Genomic DNA, 25,313 nt, shown 5'->3' with positions numbered 1-25,313 from the left:
ATCATGGCTATCAACTTAATCACACAAGAAGGGATGGAGATTCTGCAAAAGGAGCTCGATTATCTTTGGCGAATTGAACGCCCCGAGATCACACAGAAGGTGACTTGGGCTGCCGGATTAGGCGATCGCTCGGAAAATGCCGACTATCAGTTTAATAAGCAGAAACTACGTGAAATCGATCGTCGCGTTCGGCATCTTCGGAAGCGTCTTGAGGTTCTTCGCCCTGTTCCCTACTCTCCTCAACAGGAAGGAAAAGTCTATTTTGGCGCTTGGGTCACCTTAGTCGATGATGATGAAAATCGCCTATTTTTTCGCATTGTTGGTGCAGATGAGATCGCGCATCATAAAGATTACTCCTCCGTCAACTCCCCCATTGCTAAAGCCTGCTTAGGAAAAGAGATCGATGATGAGCTCTTTGTTAGAACAGAGCATCTCTCAAAGCGTTGGTATATTGATGATATCTTCTATGGCACGCCGGAAGAGATCAAAGAGAAGATCCCGGCAACTACGATAACCGAATAACCAGAGCGACAAGGGTGACTAACAATACAGGTAATGTTAAGACAATTCCCACTTTAAAGTAGTAACCCCAAGTAATTTTGAGATTATTCTGACTCAATACATGTAACCATAACAGGGTTGCTAGACTACCAATCGGTGTAATCTTAGGTCCGAGATCACTACCAATCACATTGGCATAAACCATTGCCTCTTTCGTCACACCTGTCGCAATAGAACTATCGATTGAGAGAACGCCAATTAAAACGGTAGGAAGATTATTCATGACCGATGATAGAAGCGCCGACAAGAGCCCGGTCCCGATCGTTGCGCTCCAGATCCCTGCTTCAACTAACTGATTAAGAAGTATTACCAGATACGCCATCAGTCCGGCATTTCTTAAACCGAAGACCACCAGATACATCCCCAAAGAGAAGAGAACAATCTGCCAAGGCGCCAATAGAAGCACTTTTTTAGGTGCTACTACACCCCGTTTCCCGGCAACATAGAGAAGAAAGAGCGCGCCGGCACCGGCGATCACACTGAGCGGGATCTTATAGTGATCAGAGATAAAAAAACCGATCAGCAAAAGAATCAACGTTACCCAGCCAGCCCAAAAAAGAGGTTTATCTTCAATAACATTACTAGGGAGAAGCTCATTACCTAAAAGTTGATATTGAAATCGGATCTCTCTGCGATAGAAGAGCCCTAACACTAACATCGTCATCAATATAGAGACGATATTGACCGGCACCATAACTGACGCATAACGCCCAAATGAGATCGCATAGTAATCAGCAGAAACAATATTTACTAAGTTAGAGACTGTAAAAGGGAGACTTGCCGTATCGGCAATAAATCCTGCCCCCATCACAAAAGCCAATGTTGAAGCACGACTGACCCCCGCTTTCACTAAAATTGCCATCACAATCGGTGTTAAAATCAGCGCGGCACCATCATTGGCAAAAAAAGCGGAGATCAAGGCGCCTAAAAGCATCATCAAAAAGAAGAGTCTTAAGCCAACGCCACCACCAAAACGAGTGATATGGTGTGCTGCCCATTGAAAGAAATTGGCTTTATCTAAAACAATGGTAATGATAACAATCGCAATAAAGGTTAAAACAGCATTCCAAATAATCCCCCAGACAATCCAAATATCTGAAAGCGCAATTGTCCCGGTAACTAATGCGAAAATAGCGCCCAATGAGGCGCTATATCCAATTCCTAATCCTTTCGGTTGCCAAATCACCAGTATCATTGTAAAAATAAAGATCGAGAGAGCGAGAATCATAGCACTATCAATCATCACGCCCTCCACTCTTTTACAGTTCTTTTACAGTAATACGTTACTAGTACATTGCTAATACGTTATTAATATATTATTGATACATCAATAATCAAGCGCAGCTAGATATCTTCTACTCTATCTAGAAGACCTAGAAACGCTATTTAGAAATTATCATCTCTTAAGAAAAACAAGATCCCAAACGCCATGACCTAAACGACGCCCTCTTGCCTCAAATTTGGTCGGCATACGATGGGTAGGGTTTTCAATAAAGCCTTCCACACTATTTTCATAATCAGGGGCGGCGAGCATCACCTCCATCATATGCTCTGCATAGGGTTCCCAATCAGTCGCTAAACAGAGCCTACCACCTGTACAGAGTTTTTTCGCAATGAGTGCAACAAACTCAGGCTGAATAATACGACGCTTATGATGCTTCTTCTTATGCCATGGATCAGGAAAAAAGATCTGAACACAATCGAGCGCACCATCAGGTATCGCATGCTTTAAGATATGAACCGCATCATAATCGATAACACGAATATTACTTAAATTCTTCTCTTCAACATCTAAGAGCAATCTTCCCACGCCAGGACGATGCACTTCAATCCCTAAAAAGTCACGCTCTGGTGCATTCTCTGCCATTTTAGAGAGCGAAGCCCCATCACCAAAACCGATCTCTAAAGTACGAGCACGGTTTTGACGGCCAAAAATCTGATCAAGATCCCAGACCTCATCCACAATTGTATGAGAGAGAAGATAGGGACTCTCTGCTAAGATACGCTCTTGCCCCTTTGTTAGTCGCCCTTCTCGCTTCACAAATGAACGAACGGTTCGTAGTGGACGATCCTTTTGCTGATCCTTCACTACATCATCATGCTTTTCGAGCACCACTTCATTACTGTTTTCGATATTTCTCATTAATATATTCGTTTATGATCTGTTTAAATTCTTGAGCGATCTGCTCCCCCTTTAGGGTTACTGATCGTTCACCATCAATATAGACTGGTGCGACAGGTCGCTCACCATTCCCCGGTAGACTAATGCCGATATTCGCCATTTTAGATTCGCCAGGGCCGTTAACAATACATCCCATAACTGCAACCACCATCTTCTCAACCCCTTCATATTGGGTCTTCCAAGTAGGCATATTGTTATCGATATAGGATTGGATATCTTGCGCTAAATGTTGAAAATCATCACTACTTGTTCGGCCACATCCTGGGCAAGCGACCACTTTTGGGGTAAAAGCACGAATCTGTAGACTCTGTAAAATCTCTTTCCCTACGAGCACTTCCTCGGTCCGAGAGGCATTAGGTTCCGGCGTTAAAGAGATACGAATGGTATCACCAATTCCTTCTTGAAGTAAGACGGCTAATGCCGCAGTTGAAGCCACTGTTCCCTTCATCCCCATCCCAGCTTCTGTTAAACCTAGATGGAGCGGTACCTGAGTCAATGGTGCGATATCACGATAGACCTTAATTAACTGCTGGCTCTGACTCACTTTCACAGAGAGGATAATATCTTCATCTGTCATCCCTATCTCTTTCGCAAAAGCAATACTTTCTAGCGCCGAGACAATCATCGCTTCGCACATCAACTCATCATTTGTTAAAGGAGTCGCCTTTTTAAGATTCTCATCCCATAGGCGCTTTAGTACCTCGGGATCTAAACTTCCCCAATTAACTCCGATCCTAACCGGCTTTTGGTGTTTAAGTGCCTCTTCAACAATTGCACTAAATTGCTCATCTTTTCGTGCTCCACGCCCGACATTGCCCGGATTAATTCGCAATTTAGCCAACGCTTTAGCACATTCTGGCTCAGCCTGTAAAAGACGATGCCCATTGAAATGAAAATCGCCCACGACGGGAGTATCGTATCCTGCAACTCTTAACTGCTCAACAATATGGGGAACTGCCTTTGCCGCTAACTCGGTATTAACCGTAACACGAACAAGCTCAGAGCCAGCATCTGCTAGCTCAATAATCTGCGCCACCGTTGCCGCAACATCTTCTGTATTTGTATTGGTCATCGATTGAACTCTGATGGGATAATCTGAGCCGATACCAATATTTCCCACCATCACCTGACTTGTGGGGCGTCTTTTGATGGTAAAAACCATATAAAGTCCTTTGTTGAAGATCTAAAGTTATCAATGCCGGTCATTATCGCTAAAATAAGCCCTTAGCACAAGATCGGGAGTGGGTGATTCTTATCTATCAACCCTCTATCATTGGTTATCGATAATTTTTATTGAATTTTTATTGAGAATTGATGGCCAATGGAGATTGATGATCGATGGGGATTGATAATCGAGAAAAAGATTGCCCCCGAGACTTCATCCTCTTTCCCTCATCCCTTTGCTTTATCGGTGACAGTTAGGAATCTCTGTTATAATCGTGAATATGAAAAATATCATCAGATATAATCATCAGGCACATTAATATAAGGTTATAAATAAGGTTATAAAATTTTATGTCATATCTTGTCTACAAAGCGCTACATATTATCTTTATGGTCACATGGTTCGCTGGCCTCTTCTACCTTCCCCGAATTTTTGTCTATCACGCCTCTAATAGTAATCCCGCAACTAGTGAGACATTTAAGGTGATGGAGAAAAAATTGATGATCATGACCAATATTGGGGGGGCTCTCACCGTCATCTTTGGATTGATTTTAATGATGAAGAATCCGGCACTTCTCAAGATGGGATGGTTTCATTTTAAATTGACACTCGTCTTTCTTCTTCTGATCTACCACTTCTACTGCTATCGCTATGTCTTAATCTTCCGTCACGATAAAAATCATCACTCCCACAAGTTTTATCGTTACTTCAATGAGATTCCAAGCGTTATCTTAGTGCTAGTTGTCTTCCTTGTAATTCTAAAAGCGATCCCCTTTATTCACTTCTAATTTGAGCTCTTTTCCATAATCTCCCATAAAAAGAGGCTAGTCCTAGCTAGCCTCTTCTATCATCCATCTGTTATCTGTTGTCTGTTATTATCTAAGCACCATCTATAGCGATTTTAACGTCTCTAAAACCTCTTCTGCGTGACCCGGTACCTTCACTTTACGCCACTCATGAAGAATGGTTCCACTCTTATCGAAGATGAAGGTACTACGTTCAATTCCCATCCCTACCTTACCAAACATCTTCTTCTCTTTAATCACATCAAAAGCGCGGCAGAGTGTCTCTTCAGGATCTGATAAGAGGGGGAAATTGAGTTCAAATTTATTTGAAAACTTAATATGAGAATTTTTACTATCTCGAGAAGCTCCCACAACAGCACAATCTAGCTCAGCAAATTGAGATAATAATTTATTAAAATCTTGTACTTCATTACTGCACCCCGGTGTATTATCCTTTGGATAGAAGAAGAGCACAATATACTTCTCCTTTAAAGAATCGAGCTCCAATGGCTCTCCCTGTGTCTCATAGGGGGTTGATAAAATTTCTGTTGTGACTTTCTCAATCATATTTCCCATTCTAAAACTCCGTTACTTATAGTTATAGGTTATCGATCAGTTGTCGATCACTTTGACAATCGATCTTTCCATCTCTTCTCAATATAACATGAATAGACCATATGAATAGATCACATAAATAGATCATGTGAATGAATCATGTGAATGAATCGTATGAATGGATCACATCAATAGATAGCATAAAGAGTAAGGATTAAATTGATGCTACAGGATTGGCTGACGCTCTACTATACCCCCAAAATTGGCGCAAGACGCTTTCAGCAACTTCTCAACTATTTTGGCTCCATCGAGAAGATTTTAGAAGCAGATCAACTCGCTTGGCAGGAAGCAGGTGTTCCGAGCTCTGTCAGGCACCCTAACAATTATGATCTCTCCGCAAAAATAGAAGCCGCGCTCAATTGGGCCGAAGCGCCTAATCACGCAATTTTACATCTTGAAAGTGAATCTTATCCGCCACTTTTAAAAGAGATCTTCGACCCTCCGGCAATCCTCTTTGTAAAGGGATCGATTCCGCTACTTTCAGCCCCACAAATAGCAATTGTTGGAACGCGAAAACCGACGCAAGAAGGAAGTTACAATGCCAAACTCTTTGCAACAGAGCTAACTGCCGCAGGACTGACTGTTACAAGCGGTTTAGCCCTCGGCATCGATTATATTGCTCATAAAGCTGCCGTAGAACAGCAAGCTCCGACAATTGCGGTGTTAGGAACAGGTTTAAATGAGATCTACCCTAAAAACCATCTCCCATTAAGTGAGGCGATTATTGAGTATGGCGGCACTATTATTAGTGAGTATCCGCTCCATATGCCGGCAAAACCTCAAAATTTTCCTCGAAGAAATCGCATTATTGCTGGATTATCGCTGGGCACTTTAGTCGTAGAAGCTGCGAAAAAATCAGGTTCTCTCATCACTGCAAGAATGAGTATGGAGGAGAATCGTGATCTCTTTACTATTCCCGGCTCCATCCATTCACCACAATCTCGAGGCTGTCATCAATTGATTCGTGAAGGTGCAACCTTGGTAGAATCGACTCACGATATCCGCTCTCTCCTTAAGGGCTGGATTGACCCTGCACCAGGCTCACCACAAACGTCTCTCAATCTTATCATTGAAGAGGAGACTCCTAATGAGAAAGCAAAAAATAGTCGCTTCCGCCCAAAGAGCGAAAAGAGGATCGCTAGAACAGCAGTACCACTAATACCGGCAGATCACCCTCAATATGAGCTCTATCAACTCTTAATGACACCAAAGTCGATCAACCAATTAGTTGAACAACTTAATAAGAGTGCTGCAGATATCACCACTGATCTAATGTTACTTGAGATCGAAGGCGTCATCACCTCTGATCAAGGAATCTATCAACAAAAAAGAGGTTAAATCGATGATCAAAGTATGATGAGGGATTAACGACTCGGCAGATCGATAAAGTATTCCCGTTTAATCTGCTCATATTGCTTTATAAACTCCGTACGAGAGTATCCCTTAAGATAACGCCCTTCAGCACTCATCAATAAAATATCGATAGTCGGATGAAAAAAGGTTGTCAGACTCAATTGAGGTAGAGATCGATTCTTAATAAATGCATCCCAAAAAGAGTCTTCAATATCTCTACTCTCTTTAATCATAGGAATCTGCTTCTCTAACAATAGCGCTTCGAGCGATTCTGTTAACGAATTTCCCACCACAACAAGTTGTGAAAAGAGATTGATCTCTTGCAAAAAGGTGAAAAACTCAAGTGTTGCCTCTTCATTTCCTCGATAGATATAGAAGAGACGTAACTCCCCTAAAAGGCTATTGATACCTCTTAATCGCTCCCCTTCCCGCCACTCAAAGTAAGGAAGCGAAGCGCCGGCACTGAGAGCATATTGATGATCAAATACCGATTGTGTGCTACCGGCTAAATAATTCGCAAAAATTTGCAGACGCGCCAACGCCTCGTCGCTCGTAAGATTCTTTAAAGTAGGGAGATAACGCTCCATCCTCCAACTTGAAGGCATCGATATCTGTACCCGAAATGGACGCTTTGCAACCATTCGCTTTAAGAGCTCTATCTCCGCACTCATCTCCGTTAGAGGTGCGATATAGAAATTCTCTAAAGTACTCAATACTTGATCTTTTCGATTTTGAATCATCATATCCTCACTACATATTTAGTGTTCTATCATATCGATCTTATGTAATAAACTCTAGCAGAGGCTTAATGAAAATAATCGGTAATGATCGGTCATGGTCAGCAATGGTCAGCAATGGTCAGCAATGGTCAGCAATGGTCGATATCAATCAATTCATACGAATTATACAAGCAGGAAGATAAATACCGGCAATAAAAAAGGTGCTTATCAAATAAGCACCCTCTTATACTCTTTACAATGATCTCGGCGATACGCCTACTGATTAATCATTACTTGCAAGGATTAAACGAAGTAAGCTTGAGAAGATATTATAGAGCGCAATATAGATATCTAATGCTACGCTGATATAGTTATCTTCCCCACCTCTGACAACGCTATTCACGCGCCATAAGATGATTGCCCCTGAGAATGGAATGATCAACATCGATAAAATCAAGTTAATCATCGGCATCTTTAAGAAGAGGAAGTTAAGCGCGATAGTGATAATCATCACAATCCCTAATGCTCCAACATACTTACCAATTGGAGAGAAATCTTTTGTTTTGTCTCCCCCTAAAATAGCTAATACTAAGAAGAGACCAGCTGTTCCTCCTGCTGCAATCCCGATATATTGCCAGCCATTTGTGGATTTAAGCGCTAATGTTAAGAGAGGACCTAACATCATTCCCATCAAAAAGGTAAAGACAAACATCAATACCAAACCGGTGACCGATGTTTTATTCGCCTCAATCGCAAAAGAGAGTCCGTAGAAAGCCACCATAAAACCGATAAAGAAGATAATGGGGCTTGAAACCATTAAGTTTAAAACAACATTGGTTTGTACAGAGATAAAAGCACCAATAATTGTCGGAATAAGGGAGAGCGCAACTAAAGTATAAGCTTGACGCAATACCTTGTGCATCCCTTCACGCTGTACGCCTGCATAGGCATCTGCTTGATAATAGTTATTCATCTAATTAACTCCTAAGGGTTAGTTGTAGATCGACCTTTTCAACGATCGATATTTATCATGAATGAACGAATGTTAATAAAAACGAAAGTCAATAAAATAGTAAAACTTAAAGCCTCTCTTCCTACAGTCTATCTACTTATACCGCTCATACCGCTCATGTCTAGAGAAATCCATCCCCTTTTTGACAATCATCGATATACTATAGCGATATCTTTACAGAAAACCTGTGTATATCTATCTATATCTGTGCAGATCTGTATAGATCTATGCAAATAGATACTAAATCTGTGGAAAGAGTTAGCTTCTCTTTATATCGATTGTATCATCTTTGATAGAAATTTAGCGAGCCTTTCCGTTGAAATTAAGCGTAAAAAATGAGATTCTACACTCCATTAAAGTTTATTAGCCTGATCTTTCTGATCCCAACTTTCGAGCATAAATTGTCGTGCCCAAGACTAGATATCTACCTTCCAAACTTGCGATTGCATTAATGCTCTCGCTACCGGCCTTGTCTCTGGCCTCTACCCCTGTAGCTTGTCAGATCTCTCCACTTGCTCAACATATTATGCCGCTCAATAAAGAAGCGACCCAAGAGCAGATTTTTGTAACGGCAAATGAAGGGAATCTCACCCCAACAAATGCCCATCTCTATGGGGATGTTGAGATACAACTGGGCAATGAATGGTTAAGAAGTGATCAATTTGATATGGATCGTGTCCATCAAGTGATCACATCAGAAGGGAAAGATGTCCGTTATGCAACCCCAGATACAGTACTTTTTGGCGATCGCCTTATACATAATATCGATAAAAAAGAGACCTCGGTTACCGCAGCAACTTACTACTTGAAAGCTGGTACCAATATACAAGGGCGTGCGACAAAGATAGATCACTTTGATAATCAACAGAAAACCCTCTTGAAAGATGCCACCTACTCTGCCTGCTCAGTCGATAATGAGATCTGGAAAATTGATGCAAAAGATATCGATATCGATCATGCGGCAGGACGCGCAAAAGCTTATGATGCCACTTTCGATGTTTTCGATATTCCGGTACTCTACACTCCTTACATCTCATATCCGATCGATGGAAAAAGGCATAGTGGAATCCTCTTCCCTGAGTTTGAAATTAGTCGAAGCAGTGGAATCTCTCTCTTTCTGCCCTACTATTTCAATATCGCTCCTAATATGGATGCGATATTAGCGCCGGGAATCATCACTAAAAGAGGTGCGGCGATAAAAGGTAATTTTCGTTACCTTAATGAGTGGCAATATCTCACCCTCGAAGGAAGTTATCTTTTTCGAGATAAGCTCTACGATAATAAGAAGCGATGGTATCTCAAAGCGGAACAGCGCTCTCAATTTAATAAAAACCTTTCCGGAAATATTCTCTTTCAAAATGTCTCTGATAAAGATTATATGAGTGATCTTGGAAAGCAAAATGGCCTTTATGAAGAGGTAACATTAGAGCGTCATGCCGTCTTAAATTACCGAACTGATCACTGGACAACACTTCTTCGCTTCCAAGATTTCGTTGTCACTGATCGAGAGATTGTTAAACGGAATCCATATGGTCGATTACCGCAGCTACTCTTCCAAGGAGGATGGAATCTGGGCAATCTCAATATCGATCTCCATGGAGAGCTCGTTCACTTTGCTGCTAAAAATGATCGCTTCTTAGGAGAAGATGCAAGGCATCCCCGCGCGGCAACTCGTCTCGACCTAATGCCCACTATTAGCTATCGATTGGAAAATGCATGGGGGTTTATTGAGCCTGCGGCAAGATTTCGCTATACCCAATATCATCTCAATTATCATAATAAAAAGTATCAAGGCGGAAATAAAACCAGCTTCTCTCGTTCAATGCCGATCTTAAGCCTTGATGCCGGCTTCTTTTTAGATAAAGAGATGCAACTAACTAATCTATTTGGTGGTGGTGATTTTACACAAACCTTTGAGCCTCGCCTCTTCTATCTCTATGCCCCCTATCGCAAGCAGAGCCATATTCCTATCTTTGATACTTCAAGGATGGATTCAAACTTTGATAATCTCTTTAACTTTAATGATTTCTATGGTGCTGATCGACAGAGTAACGCCAATCGACTCACAACAGCTGTTACAACACGACTCATTGAAGATAATAGTGGTTATGAACGCTTCTTCCTCTCCCTAGGACAGACGCAGTACTTCACTTCACCACGTATTACGCTCGGCGAGGATATTAAAAAAGGGGAGAATAAAATTCGCCGCTCTGCACTCACTGCAGAGACAGGGGTTGCCATTACCCGTGATCTCTATGCAAAAGCAAATCTCGACTGGTCAACTAACAATAAACAGGTGATCTACGGAACATTTGATCTCAACTATCGTCCGGCTTCCGACAAAATATTCTCAATTAGTTATCGCTATAACCGCGCAGATTATGTTGAAGCAACAAAAACAGACCAGATCGATACCTCTTTCTACTGGAGCCTCAATAATAAATGGGCTATCGCCGGTCGCTACAATTATATCTTAAGCGAATCGAAGATGATCGATAGCCAGTTAGGGGTTGAATTTCGCGATTGTTGTGTCACAACACGCGTTGCCGCTCGCTACTATCGCAATAATGTCTATGATGAACAGAAACAGTGGCGCGTCTATATTGAGTTTGATCTCAATGGCATCGGCAGTATCGGCCAAAATACCGATGGTTTATGGAAGGATAGCATCTCAGGCTACTCTTCACGACAAGGGAAATATTTCTAAAGAAGAGACTCCCGCTTCACCTGACCTCTACAGAAAATGGTAACTTGATAATTAAATTTTATCAAGCGCTTCTTTTTTCTTCTTTTTCTCCGCTCAATCTTGCTATTCATTAACAAATAATTACCTCAAAGAAGGCTCTTTTAAAGTCTTTCCCTCCTAATAATCCTAAATCCATAGTCAATAATCGCTATTTAATATTTAAAAAAGGGTAGCCATATGGGATAAAACGTGTAAAATTCCCCGAACCTCAAATATAAAGTGGGGATTTTATGAGAAGATTCTTTCTCATTTCGATACAAGGGGGCAATAATTCATCTGAATTAACGCGGCTAATTTATCTCTCTTAACATGCCATTAAGACGGCTGGGGGAAATAAACTTATGTTATTAAAAACGAAGGCGTTATCTCCTAACGCTACTACTGCTTCATCCATCTCTTCTCCATCAAAACTGCAAAAAACCTTAGTATTATGGCAACTTGTCATGATCGGTCTTGCTTATATGCAACCGATGACTGTCTTCGATACTTTCGGGATTGTCAGTGATCAATCAGGCGGACATGTTCCAACAGCGTATATCATCACCCTTGTGGCAATGATGTTTACGGCGATGAGCTATGGCCAAATGGTAAAATATTACCCATCTGCAGGATCAGCATATACCTATGCTCAGAGATCTCTCAATCCTAATCTAGGATTTTTGATCGGTTGGTGTACGATGCTCGATTATCTCTTTAATCCGATGATCAATATTTTACTTGCAACCATCTACCTAAAGACCCTCATTAGTGCTGATATTAGCGTCTGGTTTTATGTTATTCCATTAGCGATTGCAATGACTTATATCAACTACCGCGGTGTTGAACTGGTCGCAAACGTTAATACCTTAATTGTCTTCTGCCAATTGCTTCTGATCGGGATCTTTATTGGATTGATTGTTAAGGGCTTAGCATTTGATGACATTGGTGCCGGCACTCTCATGAGTACAGAACCTTTCTGGTCTGAAGATATGCAGATCGGCGCAGTTGCAGCAGGCTCGGCAATTCTTTGCTTCTCATTCTTAGGATTTGATGGCTTAAGCTCTCTTTCAGAAGAGACTAAAGATGCCGCCAAAACAGTACCAAGAGCGATTCTTCTAACCACTCTCGTGGGGGGAATTATCTTTATCTTCGTCACCTACTTCATGCAACTCTACTTTAAAAACTATACCTTTATCGATCCTGAAGAGAGCCAACCGGAGGTGTTACTCTATGTTGGTAAGAAGCTCTTCCAATCGATCGGTCTTTGGTTAGCGGTTCTTGCTGTCTGTGCATCAGGGATTGCAGCGCATACAGGGGTATCGAGAATGATGTATGTTATGGGACGTGATGGTATCTTACCACCTAAGATCTTTGGCTATATCAATCCTAAATATAAAACCCCATCGATTAATATCATTATTGTTGGTTTTATCTGTCTTTTTGCAGGATTCTTCGATCTTAGCTTTGCGCTTCACCTTGTTAACTTCGGGGCGTTGACAGCATTCTTCTTTGTTAATCTCTGCGTTGTCGTTCAATACTATATTCGCGACAATCAACGTTACTCTGTGATGCATAATTTGAACTACCTTCTCTTCCCAATGGCAGGAATGGCGTTTATTATCTATCTCTGGTTTAACCTTGAGTATACGGCGCTTGTAATCGGAATTGTTTGGGGCATGATCGGTTTAGTCTATCTCTCATTTGTCACGAAAGGCTTTACCCAATTCCCGAAAGAATTCTTAAGTCGTTCACGGACACCTGATGCTTAAAAATAGATCAGCTAAAAAATGATCAATTAAAAATTAGGTTGATGGAAAATGACAAGTGAAAAAAATAAGAAATAAGAAATAAAAAATAAGAAACAGTGGCAAAATAGTTAACGGTGGGAGAAGCGTTAACGCTTCCACTTAAAGAGCCCTCTATAAACCAGCACGTTATAGAGGGCTTTCTCTATCCTTCCCTTTTCGATACACTAATAACGTCACAGAGAGTAATAGATAATATATTATGCAAGACTTACAACGAATTCACCCCTTTGAACTTGTTCAATATGATGATCATCTTTGGGGCATCTACTTCCCTGCCCAAGATCGCTTTGAGGTTTTTGATGACCTTGAGATAGAGGTGACCGGCTACACTTGGATCGATATTATAGAGTTTTATCTCGAACATGAATTGATAGAGCTCCAAGGCGCTTTCCGCTACGAACCCAATGAAGAGAGTTGTGAATTACAGGGCTCTTTTGAAAACATTAAAGCTTTTATCCTCAATTTCCGTCCACTCTACTTTAGTGATAATGACCTCTCCCTCTTAATCGAGGAGATGCGTGAAGCATGGTATTAGAGAGCTAGAGCGATGAAGGATAGAAGAAGCTATGAGGAAAAAAGCAAGATATCGGGAAAAATGAGTGCCTAAATAATTGAATAATTGAATGATTGAATGATTGAATGATTGAATGAATAGAAATTAACGAGGAGAAAAATAGGAGAATCAGTATGAAATATTCCATTTTAGATTTAGCCAATATTAATCAAAAAGAGACTCCTCGAGATGCTTTTCATCGAGCTGCCGCACTTGCACAGCTTGGCGAAGAAGCGGGATATACCCGTTTTTGGGTTGCCGAGCATCACAATATGGTTAATATCGCAAGCTCTGCTACAGCAGTATTAATCGGCTACCTTGCGAGTAAAACAGAGAAAATTCGTCTCGGATCAGGCGGTATTATGCTCCCCAATCATGCGCCCTTAATGGTAGCAGAGGCTTTTGGCACCTTAGAGAGCCTCTACCCTAATAGAATCGACCTTGGAGTTGGACGAGCTCCCGGCACTGATCCACAAACCGCTTATGCACTTCGTCGCGATCCTGCGCGCGCAGATCATTTCCCCCAAGAGGTTGTAGAACTACTCAACTACTTCCATCCTCAAGATAATCAGCGAATTCATGCCATTCCCGGCATGAATCTCTCCATTCCTGTTTGGATCTTAGGCTCGAGCCTCTTTGGTGCACAATTAGCGGCACATTTAGGGCTCCCTTATGCTTTTGCCGCCCATTTTGCACCGACCCATATGAAAGAAGCGCTTGCACTCTACCGAGAACGCTTCCGCCCATCAGCATATCTTGATAAACCTTACGCTATGCTCTGTATGAATGCTGTTATTGCCGAGAGTAATGACGAGGCGGATTATCTCTTTACCACAATGGAGCAGAGTTTTACCCAATTGATTCGCGATGATCGCAAGTTAACCCCACCTCCTATTACCCGAGAGGAGATGGAGCGCTATTGGAATCCAATGGAGAAACGCCATGTCTCCTCGATGTTACGGATCTCTGCTGTTGGCGACCACAATCGTGTTAAAGAGATGATCGAATCATTGCTCACTGAGATTGAAGTTGAAGAACTCATGTTTGCCGGCGTTATCTATGATCAAGAAAAGCGGCTCGACTCTTTTCGTCGCTTAAGTGAAGTGATGCAATCTATCAAGCGCTAATCGATACTAAACTCTCTTTTAATCGGATTCTAATCTACGGATCTATTATCGCGTCTCTAAGAGAAAGGTAACAGGTCCATCATTGATCAACGCAACCTGCATATCCGCACCAAAGCGGCCAGTTGCTACTTGACCGGCACCGCTCTTCTCCATCAGCGATCTTGCAACAGAAACAGCATAATCAAAAAGCGCTTCTCCGAGCGTAGGTGCTGCGGCTGAGGTAAAACTTGGTCGCAAGCCCCGATCTGTATCGGCCGCTAAAGTAAATTGAGAGACTAAAAGGAGATCTCCTCCACGATCGATCAATGAAAGATTCATCTTTCCGGCATCATCACTAAAGATGCGATACTTCATAGCTCGCTCAATCCCCTTCTTGACACTCTCCTCGCTATCAAAAGGTTCAATGCCGACAAAGAGCAACAACCCTTGATTGATAGCACCAACGACCTCTCCATCCACGGTTACAGATGCCTCTTTGACTCGCTGTAGTAATAACTTCATCTTATCTCCTTTATTATCTCCATGATTAATCCTCTCTGCACTTCAATCTGACCTTGATCCTAATCACTATAGTGCCATAATGACACTCCCCTCAATACACCATCTTCAATACGCTAAGCCCTATTCACTGGACTACTCAAAGGACTCTTATGATACACAATATTTCTCGTTTACAAGATATCCGCTACTGGATTTTTGATATGGATGGCACCCTCACTGTCGCAAAACATGATTTTGCCATGATACGAAAAGTTCTTGAGGTCGCTGATGATGAGGATATCTTAGATAATCTTGCGAAACTCCCCGAAGCAGATCGCTTAGCCAGAGAGCGCTGGCTTGCAGAGTATGAACTTAAAGTAGCAAAAGCAACAAAGGCGGCTCATGGTGCCGCTGATCTTCTCGATTACCTAGCAGAAAGATCGACCCATTTTGCAATCTTAACGCGCAATTTACATGCCCTTACAGAGATAACGCTCACAGCTGCCAATATTGCGCATCACTTCCCAGCAGAGCTCATTATTGGACGCGATACCGCAACTCCCAAGCCATCACCTGATGGTATTATAACGCTTCTGACTCAATGGCAGATCGCACCAGAAGAAGCGCTGATTATTGGTGATCATGAGTATGATCTCGCTGCCGGGAAAAGTGCCGGAATCATAACTGTCTTGATCAACCAGAGAGAGAATATCTACCCAAAACTTGCAGACTACTACTTTCCAGACTGCTTAACGCTCCTCAATGCCCTACGCGCTTAAGCGATCCCTTCACAACCCCAACCCGAGATTTCAACTTACAATCGTAACTCCCAGAATAACGCACTCTTCACTACGCTTGATAGTTATACAATCTATTCAAAGATTTTAACGATATGCCGTCCGGAGAGATCCTAGAGAATCTAAAATGATCATCTCCTCGGCTATACTCTCAATTCACCATTTAGGGAGGAGTCAGCGAAATGTTGGTTGATAAGATTCTATTAGAGCAATTTCAAAAGGAGATACTTTCAAAAGGGGATGAGGCGACTCTGCCCACTAATCTACCCCAAAACTGGCTCGATATTCTCTCCTTAGCGCTTGAAAAGATCCTCAATGCACCTGCCGCCAATTCATTAGTTCTACTATTACCGGAAGATATCCCCTCAAAATTGATCATTGCGGCAATTACTCCACTTTTAAAAGCAAAGGCAGAGATGAATTTTCCGATCACCTTAAAAGAGAAAGATAACCCCTTTCACACAAGACGAGAGCGATATCCGATCACGAAAAAGATCTTAGAGAGCTATCGAATGGAATTGGCTTTTGAAGCGATCTCACGAACGATGGATATCGCCATTAATCCCGCCTCTATTGAGACGATTTTTACCAATAGAGAGGTTATTATTGAGCAGAAACATTAAAAAACTTTATGCGCTTCCTTGCTGCTGAAGATGATCTTTAGGATGATTTCAGTAAAAAAGCGGCTATAATGACAAGCTTTATCTCTGTAAATAGGCGTAAAATCATGAAGCTACTTTTAGTAGATATTGGCAATACCACAGCAGACTTTCGACTCTATGACGCTAAAGATGGCACTTTAACGCCCTTAATTCGCCCTCTTAGTCAAGATAGCGTTCTTAGCGATAGAGTAGCGATAAAGGATAAGCTCGATCAATTTCAGATCTCTTTTGATGCCGTGATCTATGTCTCTGTCGTCCCTGATCTGAATAATCTTATTCGCGCAATTGCCGATCTCTACCAGATCCCTGTCTACAGTCTACGCCATGATCTCCCGGTAGATTGGTCTCGCTTCTCCCTTAAAAACATTCACCTTTTAGGGGCCGATTTTGTTGCAAACTTTTATGGAGTTGAAGCCGCTTATCAATATCAAAATTGTGCCGTTGTCGCACTTGGCACTGCCACTACTATCTTTGTGATCAATGAGGGGCAATTTGTCGGAACAACGATCTCTCCTGGAATTCAGTCGAGCCTTCAAGGACTTTTTGCGCAAGCCGCCCTTCTCTCTGAGATGGATTATGCCCTACAAGAGGGAACGCTTGGGTTTAATACCTTTGAATCGATTAGTATCGGCACTATTAATGGTCACTACCATATGATTATGGGGTTAATCGCTGAGATAAAGAAAGAGTACCCCATTGAGCATCTGATCTTTACCGGGGGTAATCTCCGTTACTATGAAGATGCCGCTTTCAGAGAGGAGATTATCTTTGATGAAACCTTAATCTTTAAAGGATTGATCTATCTCTACCAGCAGTTGCAAAAAGAAGAGAGTGAATCACATAATCTGAATCTGCCTTTAGAAGCATCAGATCCCTCGAAGCAAGCGATTTGAAGAGGTCACCCACAGATGATATTAAAAGCTCCCCTCTTTTGGCAAAAAAAGGGCATAATCTCAACACTTCTACTGCCTCTTTCATCGCTCTATCATCTTCTCTCTCAATATGATCTTCAAAAACGGGAGAAACGGGCTCAAAAGCTACCACGTCCAACCATTGTTATCGGCAACATCAATGTGGGAGGAACAGGAAAAACCCCCACAACCATTGCCTTGACAGAAAGCTTACAAGCTCGAGGCCTCACGGTTGGCATACTCTCAAGAGGTTTTGGACGAGAAGATCAGAAGCTACAGATTGTCTCTCCTCACTCTACCGTTAAAGAGATCGGTGATGAGCCGGCACTCATCTACCAAAAAACTAAAGCCCCTATGGCTATCTATCATGATCGCTATAGTGCCGGCATTGAGCTCTTAAAAGCTTTTCCAGACATTGATTGCTTTCTCTGTGATGATGCATTGCAACATCGGCAGTTAGAGCGAGATATTGAGATTATTGTGGTGGGTGCGCAAGGATTTGGAAATGGTCGAATCTTACCCGCAGGCCCTTTAAGAGAGCCTATCTCCCGCATCGATAAAGCGGATTTTATTATCTGTAATCAGATCTCTCCACAAGCTGTCAAAGCAGAGATCAATCAACTCTCTGACCAATTTACTGATCAAAGACAGCCGGCAAAGAGAGCAACTGATCTTGAAGGTAAACGCAACAAGATAGACAACAACATAGATAACAATATAGAAGTTATTCCGCTATCATCACAATTAGATGATGCTATTTCACTCAATAATTCGACAATCAAAAGAAGATTATCATCTTTTGCATCGACCCATTTTACCGCTATTGCCGGCATCGCTCATCCTGAGAATTTCTATCAAATGCTCCGTGCTAAAGGCCTCCAATTTACAACAAAGAGTTTTCCTGACCATCATCAAATTAAGGAGCATGAGCTTGCCTCACTGGCGCCCCCTATCCTTATGACAGAGAAAGATGCCACAAAATGTCGCCATTTTAACCATCTTACAATGGATAATCTCTGGGCAGTTCCACTAAAAAATGAGCTACCCGATCATTTTATTGATACACTACTGGAAAAAATAACGACAAATAACGACAAATAACAACAAATAATGATAAATAATCATAAATAATTAATAGTTGCTCGATAGCTACATCATCTCACTCCCCCATCTACTCTATTTAGCCCCTATTCCCTTTCTGAGCATGTTGCAATCGATTATCGCTATCTGACTGAAGAGAGTGATATCTAAGTCGAGCATCAAGCGCCCTATCTGCTTTTCGATGCATATTGATATTTTATATTGCTTACGATGCAGGCAATAATCTCTTGTAATGAGACTCTTGTAATGAGAATGATTAACCCCATCATCTATGAGTGATGCCTTACTCTTTTATCAAGCATTGCGGGTAACGTATTACTGATGATAACGTATCGCTGATACTGATAATATATCGCTGATAGCCTATTCTTATGAAGAGCTAACATCAATAAGCCCATAAATCCATCAATCATAAAAATAAATAACAATCACAACAATAGGAGTTCATATGAGCCACTCAAACTTTCACTCAACAACGACATTTGCCCTCAATGACCCGACACGTTTAGTTCGTCGCCTTTGCAAACATTGGGCACACAAATTAATAACCGAATATAATGAAACAGAAGGTAAGGTCGATTTCGGAGATGGCAAAGTTGCCCTCTTCTATCCACAAGAGAAATCCCTTACCATTAAACTTACAACGCCAACTGAATCAGAGTTAGAAACCATTCAATCTGTGATCGATCGCCATATTGAGCGAATGATTCCAGAAGATGAGAAGATCGATATTCAGTGGCAGTCATCCCTATAAGGAAAAGACATCAGTGAATGACATCAAGAAAAATTTAGAATACTTTGCACAATATTATGAGAACGATGCAGAGTATGCAGCACAAAAAGAGCAGTATGGCCGAGCAATTCCAAGTCGCTCTTTTATTTTAGAATTATTACAAAATCATCCGAATCTCGATTTTGATGAGATTGCTCGTACCTTCAAGCTCCGTAAAAATTGGGAGATTGATGCCTTAGAGAGCCGAATCAATGCCATGATCCGCCAAGGTACACTCTATATCGATAAAGCAGATAAGTTACAGATTATCGATAATAGCCAACGCTTTATCGGTATAGTCTCCGGTCATGCGGAAGGTTATGGATATCTCGATCTTGAAGGTGGCGGTTCCTTCTATATCCCGCCCCATGAGATGAAAAAAGTACTCCACGGCGATCGAATTGAGGTCTCAATTGCCGGCATCGACAATCGCGGACGTCGAATTGCCAAAGTTGAGCAGGTTCTCGAACATAAACTCCATGAGTTTATCGGCCGGTTCTATCGTGAAAAAGGGGTCAATAGCGTGATCTCTGAAAACCGCAAAATTACTACAGAGTTTTTTGTCGATGATGTCAAGAGCATGAAAGCAAAAAACTTCGATCTTGTTCGCGTTAAAATTGAGAGCTATCCCTCTGATAATACAACTCCTAAAGCTGAAGTTTTGGAGGTGTTTGGAGAGGAGATGACGGTCGATATTGAGATTATGCAAGCCATTTTAGAGCATAATATCCCGCATCAATTTACAAAAGCGTGTGAAACAGAGGTGGAGACAATCCCTTCTGAGGTGAGCGCTGAAGAGATGAAGGGGCGCAAGGATTATCGAGATCTGCCTCTTGTCACAATCGATGGCATCACCGCACGAGACTTTGATGACGCAGTCTATTGTGAACCTCTTAAAAATGGTCACTACAAACTCTATGTCGCCATTGCAGACGTTGCTCACTATGTCACCCGTGATTCAGCAATCGATCAAGATGCCTATCTCCGCTCAACATCTGTCTACTTCCCTAACTATGTTGTTCCGATGTTACACCCTAAGCTTTCAAATGGAATCTGCTCGCTCAACCCTGATGTTGATCGTTTAACCATGGTTGCAGAGCTCACTATTAATCAAGAGGGAGATCTTGTTGAGTATCAATTCTTTGAAGGAGTGATGCGTTCACATGCGCGTTTAACCTACGAGTTGGTACAAAAAATTATTGATGGTGACGAGATCCTTCGTGAAAGCTATCAGACATTAGTACCACATCTCGATCATCTCTATGCACTCTACAAAATCTTACGCAGAGCCCGTGAAGAGCGTGGAACAATCGATTTTGAGACAGTAGAAACATTGATCTTATATGATAATGATGGGGAGATTGAAAAGATCGTCCCTGATGCGCGCTTTGATGCTCATAAAATCATTGAAGAGTGTATGATTACTGCCAATATCGCAGCGGCTAAAACCATTGAGGCCTCTCCACTTTCTGCTCTCTATCGTGTCCATCCGAAGCCTGATAGTAAAAAATTATTGGCATTGAGGGATTTCCTCAAAGAGTTTGGTCTCGGCCTTGCAGGTGCAAGTGAACCGACGCCCATGGACTTTGCCGACACCCTCAATGCTGCGAAAGAACTACCGGCATTCAATATGATTCAGACCGTTATGTTACGCTCTTTGAGTCAAGCGATCTATCAGCCTGAAAATGAGGGGCATTTTGGTTTAGCACTCACCCACTATGCACATTTTACCTCACCGATTCGTCGTTATCCTGACCTGATTGTGCATCGAGCAATTAAATTAATTCTTCAGAAAGGGGATTTTAATCAATTTTATCCGGAAGCGCATATGGTTCATATGGGCGAACATACCTCAATGTGTGAACGCCGTGCCGATGACGCCACACGCGATGTGATGGATTGGTTAAAAGCAAAATATCTCCAACGTTTTATCGGTGATGAGTTTGATGGCACAATTACCAGTATTACCAGCTTTGGAATCTTTGTAGAGCTCGATAATATCTTTATTGAAGGATTAGTTCATATCTCTCAAATGAGCGATGATTACTATATCTATGATGAGACAAAACATCGCCTTATTGGCGAAAGAACTCGCCAGCAATATCGCCTAAGCGATAAAGTTCGCGTAAAAGTACTCGAATCAAATCCTGAAACAAAGCATATCGACTTTGAGCTGATCTCTGCCTCGATGGCCAATGGTCAGAAAGAGAGAAGAGAGAATGGCAATGGCAATGGCAATGGCAATAAGGGTAATCATGGAGATCGTCCTGTTCCCAATAAAAGCAGAAAGCATCGAATCGATGAAGCTCGCAAAGGAAAAGAGAAAAAGCACCTTAAAGCAGGAAAAAGTAGGAATCGTCGCCGTAAAAAAGCGAAATAGAGATCAACGATAGCTTGAAGGAATATCTGAAATCCTAATCGCTTGCTATTGATGACTTATCTAGTAATTTTATTTCTTCCGATAGTTATTTCTTCCTATGGCAGAACTTCGCAAAATTATCCATATCGATATGGATGCCTTTTATGCCTCTATTGAGCAGCATGATCACCCGGAATATCGAGAAAAGCCTCTCGTTGTCGGTTTTTCTGAGGGTCGGGGGGTCATTGCTGCAGCAAGCTATGAGGCGAGAGCATTTGGTGTTCATTCGGCAATGCCAACCAAACGAGCCTTAGAGCTCTGCCCTCATCTGATCTTCGCAGCTCCGAGATTTACCCGCTATCGAGAGATCTCTCAGCAGATTCGGCAGATCTTCTATCGTTACACAACTTTAGTTGAGCCGCTTGCGCTCGATGAAGCTTATCTTGATGTAACGGAAAATCTTCAAAATCTCACCTCTAGTAGAGAGATCGCCCTAAAGATAAAAGAAGAGATTGAGAAGACGTTAGGACTCACTGCCTCTGCGGGTATCTCTTACAATAAATTTCTTGCCAAAATCGCCTCTGATATCAAAAAGCCTAATGGTCTCTTTGAGATTAAACCGGAAGATGCTATCCTCTTCTTAGCAGAGCTACCGATTGAAAAGTTTTTTGGTGTCGGCCGAGTCACTGCTCAAAAGATGCACCAGATGGGCATCAAGACAGGGGCGGATCTACAAAAATTAGAAAAATCTTACCTGATCGACAAATTTGGAAAAACGGGAAAGAGCTACTTCTACTATGCGCAAGGCCTCGATGATCGCACGGTAGATCCTGATCAACCTCAAAAATCTCTCGGCGTTGAGGAGACCTTCTTCAATGATCTCCTTCTTAAGGAGTCTGTGATTGAAGAGCTTGAGATCATTGCTCAAGAGCTCATTCGCCGTGCTCTAAAGAGCCAATTTGTTGGGCGTAATTGCACACTTAAATTGCGCTATAAAGACTTTACCCAAACATCACGCAGTATCACAACTCATTTCCCTCTAGGGGAGGATTTAACCGCACTCTGGTCTGTTGCGCTCTATCTTTTAGAAAGAATAGAACTCAACCCCAATAAAGGCATTCGCTTGATGGGACTCTCTATTACCAATATCGATCTTGATAAAGAGACGCTCAATTGTGAGCTTAATCAACGATCTCTACCACTCTTATTCTAGAGTCTATCCTTAAATATTTAATATCAGATCTGTTTAATATCAGACCTGCTGCATATCAGATCTCCTGAATATCTAATCAGTAACAGTGATCAGCGTCATAATAATCAAATCCCACTTAACTGAGCCACTTCTCTGCTAACGCCTCTTTCCACCAATTTAACGCAAGCCCTTCATCATGCGTACGCCACGCTAAATAGAGCGTCTCTTCGCGATAACCCTCAACCACCTCTTTTGTCACCAATGTTCCGGCATCAAGATAGGCTTGCGCCTGTTTTTTCGGAAGGAAGCCATGTCCCACGCCGGCAATTTGTAGGGCAATCTTATCTTGTAGTGTATTCACTGTAATAACCTTCTCCCACTCATGAGGCGTCCGTTGACGTCTAGGGAGTGAACGAGCACTATCAGATAACATAATTGCCGGATATTTTAAAAGATCGTGCTTTGTTAAGGCACCCTCTTTTGCCGCTAAAGGATGGGTCGGTGCAACAGTAAAGATAAAGGGGACCACACCGATCGGATAGGTACTATAACCCCCTCCTGATGGTCCTTCGCCTAATGCCACAATAATATCTGCTCGAAACTTTAAAAGAGCTTCCCACGCGCCCATCATCACCTCTCGGCTAATATTGAGTTCTGTTGCGACAAGTGAATTTTTAAAGCGTGTAAAGAGTGGCATAATCTCTTCGAGTGGAAAGAGCTCATCAAAGACAATATTGAGTTCTAACTCGACACCGCCCGCCATCTTTTGCAGACGCGCTTCAAGGTCTGTCACAGCACCTAAAAGAATACGCCCCTCCTCTAAAAGAAGCTGTCCTGTAGGCGTTAGAATCATCTGATCCTCTCTTTTTTCAAAGAAAACGAGTCCCAACTTCTTCTCAATCTCGCCAATCTCTTCGATCAGCGTTGTAGTTGGCGATTGTAATATCTCAGAAGCTTGCTCATAAGAGTTCACCTTAGCGATTGTATCAATCATTCTAATCGCCTCTAATGTCAACTGCATCAACGACCTCCTTTATCTATTCAAATTCATCATCTCTCAAATCGATCAAGATGGATCACGATGGATCAGGAAAGATCCTCAACAGAATCTTTCATCACTACCATCACAGCCATCAACGTCATCAAAGCCACCGAATCAAAAGAGTCAAAAAAACGACCTATCTACTCGATAGATCGTCTCTTCTACTCTTGAAGATCTACTAGAACAATACGTTTTCTATCGTTCGATAATCTCAAATGATCCATAAAAGGATTTGTAAGATCAATCATTTAAATCAATCTCTTAAAGCTGAGATCGACTCTTAAACGACTATTGATACTTAAAGTGTACAGCCTCCGCCGGTACAACCTGTATCTTCTACCACTTCCGGTGCCGTTGTATCGATGGGATTATCGGAGTTTGCCGTAACTCCTTCGTAGAGATTATCAAGATCAAATGTTAAATCATCTAATTCTTCACTCATTTTTTAGACTCCTTGATCCTATTTCAGAAAGAGAGTCTATTGTATAAAATTATGCTGCACTTCACAGCTCTAAATGTAGACGCATAGAAATATGTTAAACTGCCCCATCTGTAGAAATATTTCAAAAGGCTTTAAAAGTGCAATCTAAAGTTATCGAAAAGCCTTCGAGAACAGATTGAGAAATAGGAAGAGACAATTTAAGCGAGGAAATAATGGATAATAGAGATATTAGAGAAATTGTAGTTGCCGGCGGCTGTTTTTGGGGCGTTGAAGAGTATTATAAACGTCTTAAAGGGGTAATCTCCACCGAAGTAGGTTATGCTCAAGGGATCACTGAAAATCCAAGCTATGAAGAAGTTTGCACAATGGAGACCGATCACGCTGAGGTCGTTAAAATAGAGTATGATGCCGATATCATTTCGTTAGAGAAGATCTTAGAGCATCTCTTTCGCATGATCGACCCACTCTCCCTTAATCAACAAGGGGGCGATGTTGGAACGCAATATCGCACCGGCATCTACTATAGTGATCGCACTGATCTTCCCACTATTAAGGCTTTTATTGCCAAAGAGCAGCAAGCTTATAGCGCACCAATCGCCGTCGAGGTAGAACCTCTAAAATCTTTTTGGCCGGCTGAAACGATGCATCAAGATTATTTAGAAAAGAATCCTCGAGGTTATTGCCACATCAATTTTGCGCTCATTAAGCCTAATGAATTGAAATAATCAATCCTGATGGAATTTAGACAATTTTTTAAATTTATAATCAGATAATCCATATAACTCAGACGGCTCATATAACTCATGCGACTCCTATAGATAACTTGCATGATTTATATGTTAAATATATAAAATAAAAGTTTAACTATTATAAAAAGGGCTGTCATCTTGACTTCAAAACTTACCCTATTTTGAAGAGAAAGCATTATCTGACCTTAATCAGATAATGCT

General features: G+C 41.7%; 24 protein-coding genes. 15 read left to right on the top strand and 9 right to left on the bottom strand.

The features are described 5' to 3' along the window. Positions 1 to 3 precede the first annotated feature (3 nt). Positions 4 to 522: a transcription elongation factor GreB gene (gene greB, locus B9T19_RS03430; protein WP_094567170.1), complete on the top strand. Its 519-nt coding sequence runs from the start codon at positions 4 to 6 to the stop codon at positions 520 to 522. On the opposite strand, the gene B9T19_RS03425 is transcribed toward greB, so the two are convergent. The 3 genes from B9T19_RS03425 to ispG form a co-directional block, all read right to left on the bottom strand. Further along, positions 506 to 1,789, bottom strand: coding sequence for an arsenic transporter (locus B9T19_RS03425; RefSeq protein ID WP_094567378.1), 1,284 nt, complete (start codon positions 1,787 to 1,789; stop codon positions 506 to 508). The two genes, greB and B9T19_RS03425, sit on opposite strands and share 17 nt — an antisense overlap. 168 nt (positions 1,790 to 1,957) lie before the next feature. After that, positions 1,958 to 2,704 (bottom strand): tRNA (guanosine(46)-N7)-methyltransferase TrmB, encoded by a 747-nt coding sequence (trmB, locus tag B9T19_RS03420; protein ID WP_094567169.1) that lies wholly within the window; start codon positions 2,702 to 2,704, stop codon positions 1,958 to 1,960. After that, a complete protein-coding gene (gene ispG, locus B9T19_RS03415) occupies positions 2,682 to 3,905 on the bottom strand; it encodes a flavodoxin-dependent (E)-4-hydroxy-3-methylbut-2-enyl-diphosphate synthase (RefSeq protein WP_094567168.1) in 1,224 nt (407 codons plus the stop codon). The genes trmB and ispG overlap by 23 nt, the downstream gene beginning before the upstream one ends. Positions 3,906 to 4,258: 353 nt before the next feature. Here ispG and hemJ point away from each other — a divergent pair, with 353 nt between their 5' ends. Further along, a complete protein-coding gene (hemJ, locus tag B9T19_RS03410; protein WP_094567167.1) occupies positions 4,259 to 4,696 on the top strand; it encodes a protoporphyrinogen oxidase HemJ in 438 nt (145 codons plus the stop codon). Between the two features lie 102 nt (positions 4,697 to 4,798). Here hemJ and B9T19_RS03405 read toward each other — a convergent pair whose 3' ends face one another. Continuing rightward, positions 4,799 to 5,269 (bottom strand): peroxiredoxin, encoded by a 471-nt coding sequence (locus B9T19_RS03405; protein WP_094567166.1) that lies wholly within the window; start codon positions 5,267 to 5,269, stop codon positions 4,799 to 4,801. 201 nt (positions 5,270 to 5,470) lie between these two features. Here B9T19_RS03405 and dprA point away from each other — a divergent pair, with 201 nt between their 5' ends. Beyond that, positions 5,471 to 6,646, top strand: a complete 1,176-nt coding sequence (dprA, locus tag B9T19_RS03400; protein ID WP_094567165.1) for a DNA-processing protein DprA — start codon at positions 5,471 to 5,473, stop codon at positions 6,644 to 6,646. A 26-nt stretch (positions 6,647 to 6,672) separates the two neighbouring features. Here dprA and B9T19_RS03395 read toward each other — a convergent pair whose 3' ends face one another. After that, positions 6,673 to 7,401 (bottom strand): hypothetical protein, encoded by a 729-nt coding sequence (locus tag B9T19_RS03395; protein WP_094567164.1) that lies wholly within the window; start codon positions 7,399 to 7,401, stop codon positions 6,673 to 6,675. A 262-nt stretch (positions 7,402 to 7,663) separates the two neighbouring features. After that, positions 7,664 to 8,353, bottom strand: coding sequence for a Bax inhibitor-1 family protein (locus B9T19_RS03390; protein WP_094567163.1), 690 nt, complete (start codon positions 8,351 to 8,353; stop codon positions 7,664 to 7,666). Positions 8,354 to 8,798: 445 nt separating this feature from the next. On the opposite strand from B9T19_RS03390, the gene B9T19_RS03385 reads away from it, so the two are divergent. The 4 genes from B9T19_RS03385 (at position 8,799) to B9T19_RS03370 (ending at position 14,605) form a co-directional block, all read left to right on the top strand. Beyond that, positions 8,799 to 11,099 (top strand): LPS-assembly protein LptD, encoded by a 2,301-nt coding sequence (locus B9T19_RS03385; RefSeq protein ID WP_143436849.1) that lies wholly within the window; start codon positions 8,799 to 8,801, stop codon positions 11,097 to 11,099. A gap of 380 nt (positions 11,100 to 11,479) precedes the next feature. Further along, complete coding sequence (locus B9T19_RS03380; RefSeq protein WP_094567161.1) at positions 11,480 to 12,886, top strand: APC family permease; 1,407 nt, start codon at positions 11,480 to 11,482, stop codon at positions 12,884 to 12,886. Positions 12,887 to 13,124: 238 nt separating this feature from the next. Continuing rightward, positions 13,125 to 13,460 (top strand): hypothetical protein, encoded by a 336-nt coding sequence (locus B9T19_RS03375; RefSeq protein ID WP_094567160.1) that lies wholly within the window; start codon positions 13,125 to 13,127, stop codon positions 13,458 to 13,460. A gap of 152 nt (positions 13,461 to 13,612) precedes the next feature. Beyond that, positions 13,613 to 14,605, top strand: coding sequence for an LLM class flavin-dependent oxidoreductase (locus tag B9T19_RS03370; protein WP_094567159.1), 993 nt, complete (start codon positions 13,613 to 13,615; stop codon positions 14,603 to 14,605). A gap of 45 nt (positions 14,606 to 14,650) precedes the next feature. Here the strand turns inward: B9T19_RS03370 and dtd are convergent, their stop codons facing one another. Then, the gene (gene dtd / locus B9T19_RS03365; protein WP_094567158.1) at positions 14,651 to 15,106 is read right to left on the bottom strand and encodes a D-aminoacyl-tRNA deacylase; all 456 of its coding nucleotides are present in this window, start codon (positions 15,104 to 15,106) and stop codon (positions 14,651 to 14,653) included. Positions 15,107 to 15,255: 149 nt separating this feature from the next. Between dtd and B9T19_RS03360 the strand changes: the two genes are divergently transcribed. From B9T19_RS03360 to dinB, 7 genes are all read left to right on the top strand, one after another. Further along, positions 15,256 to 15,864, top strand: a complete 609-nt coding sequence (locus B9T19_RS03360) for an HAD family hydrolase (RefSeq protein ID WP_094567157.1) — start codon at positions 15,256 to 15,258, stop codon at positions 15,862 to 15,864. 200 nt (positions 15,865 to 16,064) lie between these two features. Continuing rightward, positions 16,065 to 16,505, top strand: a complete 441-nt coding sequence (locus B9T19_RS03355; protein ID WP_094567156.1) for a hypothetical protein — start codon at positions 16,065 to 16,067, stop codon at positions 16,503 to 16,505. Positions 16,506 to 16,609: 104 nt separating this feature from the next. Next, positions 16,610 to 17,437: a type III pantothenate kinase gene (locus B9T19_RS03350; RefSeq protein ID WP_158214341.1), complete on the top strand. Its 828-nt coding sequence runs from the start codon at positions 16,610 to 16,612 to the stop codon at positions 17,435 to 17,437. Between the two features lie 15 nt (positions 17,438 to 17,452). Further along, a complete protein-coding gene (gene lpxK, locus B9T19_RS03345) occupies positions 17,453 to 18,556 on the top strand; it encodes a tetraacyldisaccharide 4'-kinase (protein ID WP_094567154.1) in 1,104 nt (367 codons plus the stop codon). Between the two features lie 448 nt (positions 18,557 to 19,004). Continuing rightward, on the top strand, positions 19,005 to 19,310 hold the full coding sequence (locus B9T19_RS03340; RefSeq protein WP_094567153.1) for a DUF2218 domain-containing protein: 306 nt from the start codon (positions 19,005 to 19,007) through the stop codon (positions 19,308 to 19,310). A gap of 13 nt (positions 19,311 to 19,323) precedes the next feature. Continuing rightward, positions 19,324 to 21,708 carry a ribonuclease R gene (gene rnr / locus B9T19_RS03335; RefSeq protein WP_094567152.1) on the top strand — a complete coding sequence of 795 codons (2,385 nt, stop codon included), beginning with the start codon at positions 19,324 to 19,326 and terminating at the stop codon, positions 21,706 to 21,708. Positions 21,709 to 21,805: 97 nt separating this feature from the next. Then, entirely contained in the window at positions 21,806 to 22,900 is a 1,095-nt protein-coding gene (dinB, locus tag B9T19_RS03330) for a DNA polymerase IV (RefSeq protein WP_094567151.1), read from the top strand. A 115-nt stretch (positions 22,901 to 23,015) separates the two neighbouring features. Here dinB and B9T19_RS03325 read toward each other — a convergent pair whose 3' ends face one another. Together B9T19_RS03325 and B9T19_RS10560 are read right to left on the bottom strand one after the other, a co-directional pair. Continuing rightward, positions 23,016 to 23,900, bottom strand: coding sequence for a LysR substrate-binding domain-containing protein (locus tag B9T19_RS03325; RefSeq protein ID WP_094567150.1), 885 nt, complete (start codon positions 23,898 to 23,900; stop codon positions 23,016 to 23,018). A gap of 319 nt (positions 23,901 to 24,219) precedes the next feature. Then, complete coding sequence (locus tag B9T19_RS10560; RefSeq protein ID WP_157953459.1) at positions 24,220 to 24,363, bottom strand: hypothetical protein; 144 nt, start codon at positions 24,361 to 24,363, stop codon at positions 24,220 to 24,222. A 212-nt stretch (positions 24,364 to 24,575) separates the two neighbouring features. On the opposite strand from B9T19_RS10560, the gene msrA reads away from it, so the two are divergent. Continuing rightward, on the top strand, positions 24,576 to 25,088 hold the full coding sequence (gene msrA / locus B9T19_RS03320) for a peptide-methionine (S)-S-oxide reductase MsrA (RefSeq protein WP_094567149.1): 513 nt from the start codon (positions 24,576 to 24,578) through the stop codon (positions 25,086 to 25,088). Positions 25,089 to 25,313: the final 225 nt, after the last annotated feature.

Source organism: Ignatzschineria sp. F8392, assembly GCF_002252045.1.
GTDB lineage: Bacteria > Pseudomonadota > Gammaproteobacteria > Cardiobacteriales > Wohlfahrtiimonadaceae > Ignatzschineria.
This window is presented reverse-complemented; position numbering and strand designations above follow the sequence as displayed.